The sequence below is a fragment of the Rhodococcus chondri genome (assembly GCF_036327435.1).
GTDB lineage: Bacteria > Actinomycetota > Actinomycetes > Mycobacteriales > Mycobacteriaceae > Rhodococcus > Rhodococcus chondri.
This window is the reverse complement of sequence record NZ_JAUZMZ010000212.1, coordinates 1-7,281: the sequence shown is the minus strand read 5'-3', so window position 1 is coordinate 7,281 and position 7,281 is coordinate 1. Positions and strand designations below refer to the sequence as shown.

The following is a 7,281-nucleotide window of genomic DNA, read 5'->3' as shown; positions in this document are numbered from 1 at the left end:
CGCTCGTCCAACCAACCCTGCAAGATCGCGACGGCGGCGGCCTGGTCGATGACCGGCCGCGCACCGCGCGCGCTGACCCCGCTCTCGCGGAGGGCGCGCGCCGCAGTGACCGTGGTGAAGCGTTCGTCGGCCATGCGCACGGGAACGTCGGGCAGGAGCCGCCGAACCCGGCGCGCGAAGTCGCTCGCCAGTTTCGCAGCCTTCCCGGGCTCACCGCGCAGCGTCTGCGGCAGACCGACGATAACCTCAACCGCCTCGTATTCCATAACGATTTGGATAATGCGCCGGATATCGGGCGCGTCGGGGCCGCGGTCCTTCGAGCGCGGCACGGTTTCGACCGGTGTCGCGAGGATGCAGTCGGGATCGCACGAGGCGACCCCGATCCGCACGCTGCCCACGTCGATGGCGATGCGGCGGCCGCGGCCGGGATCGTCGACACCGGGATGGTCGGGACCTGAATGGTCGGGACCGGGATGGCCGGACACGGATCAGCCGGCCAGCTCGCCCAGGCGGGCACGGAACGCGGCGAGCGCGGCGGCGATCCCCGCCGGATCGGATCCGGAGCCCTGGGCCATGTCGGGCTTGCCGCCGCCGCGTCCGCCGATGGCGGGACCGAAGCTCGACACCAGGTCGCCGGCCTTGATGCCCATCCCCTGCGCGGCCTTGCTGGTGGCCACGACGAACGGCACCTTGCCGTCGGCGTCGCCGAGCAACAGCACGACGGCGGGTTCGCTGCCGAGACGGCCGCGGATGTCCGACACCAGAGTGCGCAGCGCGTTGCCGGCCACCCCTTCGGGGGCGGGTTCGGCGACCACGAGCAGATCGCCGATGCGCTGCGCCTTCTCGGCGTAGTTGCCGGCGGCGGCGGCGACCGACGCGGCGCGGGTCTTCTCGAGTTCCTTCTCGGCGGCCTTGAGCCGCTCGACAAGGGCTTCGACGCGACCGGGCACTTCCTCGGACGGCACCTTCAGCGTCGACGACAGACCCGCGAGCAGTGCACGCTCCTTGGCGAGGTGCCGGTACGAGTCGAGCCCGACGTAGGCCTCGACGCGCCGCACCCCCGAGCCGACGGACTGCTCACCGAGCAGGGTGACGGTGCCGACGTGCGACGAGTGCTGCACGTGCGTGCCACCGCACAGTTCCATCGAGAACGGGCCACCGATCTCGACGACACGAACTTCGTCGCCGTAGTTCTCGCCGAACAGGGCCATCGCGCCCATCTTCTTGGCCCTGTCGAGGTCGGTGACGAACGTGTTGACCGGATAGTTCGCGGCGACGGCCTCGTTGGTGACCCCTTCGATGTCCTGCTTCTGCTGCTCCGACAGCGCGCCCGGCCAGGAGAAATCGAAGCGCAGGTAGCCGGGCTTGTTGAGCGAGCCGGCCTGCACGGCGTTCGGCCCGAGGACCTCCCGCAGCGCGGCATGCACGAGATGGGTGCCGGAGTGACCCTGAGTCGCGCCCTTCCGCCATTCGGGATCGACCTGCACGAGCACCGCGTCACCCTCGGTGACCTGCCCTTCGACGACGGTGACCTTGTGGGTCCACAACTGCTTGGCGATCTTCTGGACGTCGTTGACCTTGATCTTCAGGCCCGGCCCGGTAATGACGCCGACATCGGCGATCTGGCCCCCGGCCTCCGCATAGAGCGGACTGCGGTCGAGGATCAGTTCGACGTCCTGACCGACGGTGGCCGTGTGCAGGCGTTCGCCGCCGGTGATGACGGCCAGCACGTTCGCTTCGCTGACCAGTTCGTTGAAACCGGTGAACTCGGTGGGGCCCCGGTCGAGCAGTTCCTTGTAGACGGTCAGGTCGGCGTGCGCATGCTTGCGGGCGCGCGCGTCATCCTTGGCACGCTGGCGCTGCTCGGCCATGAGCGAGCGGAACCCGTCCTCGTCGACGCTCAGGCCGGCTTCGGACGCCATTTCCAGGGTCAGGTCGATCGGGAATCCGTAGGTGTCGTGGAGGGTGAACGCCTCGGTGCCGCCGAGTACCTGCTTGCCCTGCGCCTTGGCGGCCTCGACAGCGCCTTCGAACAGCTTGCTGCCGGTCCCGAGGGTCTTGAGGAACGCTGTTTCCTCGCCGACCGCCACGGTTTCGATGCGGGAAAAATCGGTGGCGAGCTCGGGGTAGGACGGCGCCATGGTGTCCCGGACGACGGCCATGAATTCGGCCATCGTCGGCTGATCGGCGCCGAGGAGCCGTGCCGACCGCACGATGCGGCGCAGCAGGCGGCGCAGCACGTAGCCGCGCCCGTCGTTGCCGGGATTGACGCCGTCGACGATGAGCATCGCCGCGGTGCGCGCGTGATCGGCGATCACACGGAAGCGCACGTCGCTGTCGTGGTCGGCGCCGTAGGCAGCCCCGGTGAGTTCGGCGGCCTTGTCGATGACGGGCCGCAGCAGGTCGGTTTCGTAGACGTTCTCGACGCCCTGCAGCAGGAACGCGACGCGCTCGACACCCATGCCGGTGTCGATGTTCTTCTTCGGCAGCGGCCCGAGGATCGGGTAGTCGTCCTTCGAGGTGCCCTCGCCGCGCTCGTTCTGCATGAACACGAGATTCCAGATCTCGATGTAGCGGTCTTCGTCGGCCTCGGGGCCGCCCTCGATGCCGTAGTCGGGGCCACGGTCGTAGAAGATCTCCGAGCACGGGCCGCACGGACCCGGGATGCCCATCGACCAGTAGTTGTCCTTCATGCCGCGGCGCTGGATGCGCTCGGGCGGGACACCGACCTTGTCGCGCCAGATGGAGTACGCCTCGTCATCATCGAGATAGACGGTGGCCCACAGTTTTTCGGGATCGATTCCGTACCCGCCGTCGTCGACGGAGCCGGTGAGCAGCGACCACGCGTGGCTGATGGCCTCTTCCTTGAAGTAGTCGCCGAACGAGAAGTTGCCGGCCATCTGGAAGAAGGTGTTGTGCCGGGTGGTCTTGCCGACCTCTTCGATGTCGAGGGTGCGCACACACTTCTGCACCGACGTCGCCCGCGTGTAGGGCGGGGTCTGCTGCCCGAGGAAGTAGGGCACGAACGGGACCATGCCGGCGTTGACGAACAGCAGATTCGGGTCGGCGAGGATCAGCGACGCGCTCGGCACCTCGGTGTGTCCGGCCTTCACGAAGTGGTCGAGAAAGCGCCTGCGGATCTCGTGGGTCTGCACGTCGATGGTCCTTTGTCGTGTGACGGTTGCGGAACTACCCCGGCATAGGGCATGCCGATCGCATGAATCGGCCGTCATTCAGCCTATCGCGCCGCGACCGCTGGCCCGCTAGCGCTGCCCCCGCACGATCCGGCGGAGCTTGGGCACCCGCGACGCCAGCTCCCGTTCGACACCGTGCGTGGTCGGCTGGTAGTAGTCGGCCCCGACGAGTTCGTCGGGCGGGTACTGCTGCGCGAGGACTCCGTCGGGGTGCGCGTGCGGAAACTTGTAGCCGACCGCGTTGCCGAGTTTCTGTGCCCCCTGATAGTGCCCGTCGCGCAGATGGGCCGGCACCGGCCCCGCCTTGCCGGCCTTCACGTCGGCGATCGCAGCGCCGAGCGCGGAGGTGACGGCACCGGACTTGGGTGCGGTCGCAATGTGGATCGTGGCCTGGGCGAGCGCGAGTTGCGCCTCCGGCATGCCGACCTGCTGGACCACGTGCGACGCCGCCACCGCGGTCTGCAGTGCGGTGGGATCGGCCATGCCGACCTCCTCGCTGGCCTGGATCATCAGCCGGCGCGCGATGAAGCGCGGGTCCTCCCCCGCGACGATCATCCGCGCCAGGTAGTGCAGGGCGGCGTCGACGTCGGAGCCGCGCAGCGACTTGATGAACGCGCTTGCGACGTCGAAATGCTGATCGCCGTCACGGTCGTAGCGGACGGCGGCCTTGTCGATGCTCGACTCGACGGTCGGCAGGTCGATCACGGCATCGCCGTCCCCCGCCCGGTCGAGCGCGGTCTCGGCCGAGGCCTCCAGTGCCGTCAGGGCGCGGCGCGCATCGCCGCCGGCGAGCCGCACGAGGTGGTCGAGCGCATCGTCGGTGATGCCGACCGTCGCGCCGAGCCCGCGGGAGTCGGTTCGGGCACGCTCGAGCAGAGCCCGGATGTCGCCGGGACCGAGCGGTTGCAACTGCAGCACCAGCGACCGCGACAGCAGCGGCGCGACGACGGAGAACGACGGATTCTCGGTGGTCGCGGCGACCAGCAGCACGATGCGGTTTTCCACCGCGGCGAGCAATGCGTCCTGCTGGGTCTTGGAGAAGCGGTGCACCTCGTCGATGAACAGCACGGTCTGCTCACCATGGGTGAGCCGGCGCCGGGCGACATCGATGACCGCGCGCACGTCCTTCACGCCCGCCGACAGCGCCGACAGCGCCTCGAAGCGGCGACCGGTCGCGCCGGAGATCAGCGACGCCAGGGTAGTTTTGCCGGTTCCCGGCGGCCCATACAACACGACCGAGGCGGCACCGGAGCCCTCGACGAGCCGCCGAAGCGGTGCGCCGGGCTCGAGCAGGTGCTGTTGGCCGAGCACCTCGTCGAGACCGGCCGGGCGCATGCGTGCGGCAAGCGGCGCGTTCGGTCCGGACGGTCCCACGGGGGCCCGCCGAATCGCGGTGTCGGGTTCCGGATCGGGGTCGCGGGGCGCCTCGAACAGCGCATCCGGCTCGGCGGACGGGTCGTCCGCCCCGAAGAGATCACTCACCACGTCGACGGTACAACCCTGCACCGACCGGTTCGTCCTCGGTTGCATGGGCACGTGGCACGAGGCCGGTGGCAGGAGCGAACGGGTGATGAACTTTTCCGACACGCACAGGCCATTCGATTGAACATCCGTCCGCAAATGTGGTCGGATCTGCGGGTGGTCCCACCTCTGCCTTCTGCGCCCCTGTCCCGTCGCGCTGTTCTCCGCTCGAGCGCGGTGGTCGCCGGCACCACGGTGTTCGCGGCGGCCACTGCGCGTCCGGCGGCCGCGGCGCCGGTGATGTTCGCGCACGGTGTCGCGTCGGGTGATCCGTTACCCGACGCCGTCATTCTGTGGACGCGCGTAACCCCGACCCCGGACGCGATCCCGGGATCCGGCATCGGACCGGACACCCCGGTGGCGTGGGAGATCGCTCGCGACAAAGACTTCCGCGAAATCGTCGCCTCCGGATCGGTCACCGCGAGCGCCACCTCCGACCACACCGTCAAGATCGACGCCACGGGACTCGATCCGGCAACCGCGTACTTCTACCGCTTCACCGCGGCCGGCGCAGTGTCGGCGACGGGCCGCACGCACACGGCCCCGGCGCCCGGCGCCTCTCTCGACCGCCTGCGGTTCGGAGTGGTGTCGTGCGCCAACTGGGAAGGCGGCTTCTTCGGCGCATACCGTCACCTGGCAGCGCGCGGCGATCTGTTCGCGATCGTGCACCTCGGCGACTACCTGTACGAGTACGCGGCCGGCGAATACCCGGTTTCCGTGGGCACCGAGGTGCGGAGACACGAACCGGCGCACGAGATCGTCAGTCCGGCCGACTACCGCATCCGGCACGGCCAGTACAAGACCGACCCCGATCTGCAGGCACTGCACGCACAGTTGCCGTGGATCGTGGTCTGGGACGACCACGAAGCCGCCAACGACGCGTACAACGGTGGCGCCGAGAACCACGATCCCGCCACCGAAGGCGACTGGGCGCAGCGTAAGGCCGCGTCGGTGCAGGCCTACACGGAGTGGATGCCGGTCCGCATGGACGGCTCCCGCCTGTACCGGCGGCTGCGGTTCGGCGACCTCGCCGAACTGTCGATGCTGGACCTGCGCAGTTACCGCACCGAACAGGCGCGGCCGGGCGCCGACTGGCGCACCCTCGACGACGACAGCCGCACCATCACCGGTGCCGAGCAGATGGCCTGGCTCACCGCCGGACTCACCAGTTCCCCGACACGGTGGCAGCTGGTGGGCAATTCCGTGATGATCGCGCCGCTGTTGCTGCCGCCGCTCGACGAACGGACGACCGGCGCGCTCACCGAATTGCTCGGCATCCCGTCGATGGGTGTACCTTTCAGCACCGATCAGTGGGACGGCTATCCCGTCGACCGGCAGCGTCTGCTCGACGCGATCACCACGGCCGGAAAACGCAACGTCGTGTTCCTCACCGGCGACATCCACACATCGTGGGGCATGGATATCCCCGCCGATGCGGCCGCATATCCCGGTGCCGGCACGGTCGCCACCGAGTTCGTGGTGCCCTCGGTGACATCGGCGAACATCGACGAGATGCTGGGGGTGCCGCCACGCTCGGCGTCGCCCTCGATCGAGAATCTGATGCAGTCCACCAACCGGCACGTGCACTACGTCGAGCTGGACTCGCACGGATACGGCGTGCTCGATGTCGAACGCGGCACGGTGCAGATGGACTGGTTCCACCTCGCCAACAAAGCCGACCCGGCGACCGGTGTGCGCCGCGCCACGGGACTGCGGGTGGCCGACGGCAGCGCCCGCGTGGAGCCGGCGCCACCGCTGGACTAGCACACGACCGGCAGGCCGGGGCGGAGAGGCCGCGATCAGGCCCGGAGTACGGAAACATCCGGTGTCACATTCGGTTCGGCGCCGTGTTCGCGACCCAGTTCGGCGATCGCGCAGGTGAATTCCGGGTCGAACAGCAGGAAACTGAGGAGGTCGCCGCGATCCTCGTCGTCACCGCCGATCAACCGGGCGACGACGGACGGCGCGGGGTTGCGCAGGAATCGCCGCAGGGCAGGTCGGCAACGAACCACACCCTCCGCGATCTCGGCGATGCGCCCGGCCTGACCGGTCGGCGGACCGGCGAAGTCGATCCCGATGGGACGGTCGGTGGGAGACACCGCACGGGTCTCGGCGATGCGGGCGTTGCGGAACTCGAGGGTGTGCAGATCTTCGATCATCCGATACCCGAGCATCGCCCGCAGCGCCAGGGACGCGACACCGGCCACGTCGGGAGGCGCCGGACGGCGCTTGCCCGGGCGCGCGGACTCCGGCGGGGGCCACATCCGCGGCTGCGTCGCCACGACGCCGACGTCGTTCGCGCCGAGTACCAGCGCAGGCTTGATCGGCGTGTTGAGCAGCAAGCCGCCGTCGATGTACCAGCCGGAGTGCTGCGGGGAGCGATCGGTGACGTGGATAGGCCGGAACAAGATCGGCACCGCCGAGGACGCCAGCAGATGGTCGACGGTCAGGGTCGTCTCGACGTAGGTGATGTTGCGGCGGACGTCGTACTCGGGCAGCGGCACCGAGTCGTTCTTCTCCACGAACACCACCGTCCCGCCGGTGGCCACGGACGTCGTCGCGACGG

At 69.1% G+C, this 7,281-nt stretch carries 5 protein-coding genes; 1 reads left to right on the top strand and 4 read right to left on the bottom strand.

Annotated features, from left to right (window positions below):
* The 3 genes from ruvX to Q8814_RS23170 all read right to left on the bottom strand — a co-directional run.
* A partial coding sequence (gene ruvX, locus Q8814_RS23180) for a Holliday junction resolvase RuvX (RefSeq protein ID WP_330154325.1) occupies positions 1 to 485 on the bottom strand: 485 nt, incomplete at its 3' end.
* 3 nt (positions 486 to 488) lie between these two features.
* Positions 489 to 3,155: an alanine--tRNA ligase gene (gene alaS, locus Q8814_RS23175; protein ID WP_330154324.1), complete on the bottom strand. Its 2,667-nt coding sequence runs from the start codon at positions 3,153 to 3,155 to the stop codon at positions 489 to 491.
* 108 nt (positions 3,156 to 3,263) lie between these two features.
* A complete protein-coding gene (locus Q8814_RS23170) occupies positions 3,264 to 4,676 on the bottom strand; it encodes a replication-associated recombination protein A (protein ID WP_330154323.1) in 1,413 nt (470 codons plus the stop codon).
* A 138-nt stretch (positions 4,677 to 4,814) separates the two neighbouring features.
* Here Q8814_RS23170 and Q8814_RS23165 point away from each other — a divergent pair, with 138 nt between their 5' ends.
* Complete coding sequence (locus Q8814_RS23165; RefSeq protein WP_330154322.1) at positions 4,815 to 6,479, top strand: alkaline phosphatase D family protein; 1,665 nt, start codon at positions 4,815 to 4,817, stop codon at positions 6,477 to 6,479.
* A gap of 35 nt (positions 6,480 to 6,514) precedes the next feature.
* Here Q8814_RS23165 and Q8814_RS23160 read toward each other — a convergent pair.
* Positions 6,515 to 7,281: patatin-like phospholipase family protein (locus Q8814_RS23160; RefSeq protein WP_330154321.1), on the bottom strand; the 767-nt coding region annotated here is incomplete at its 5' end.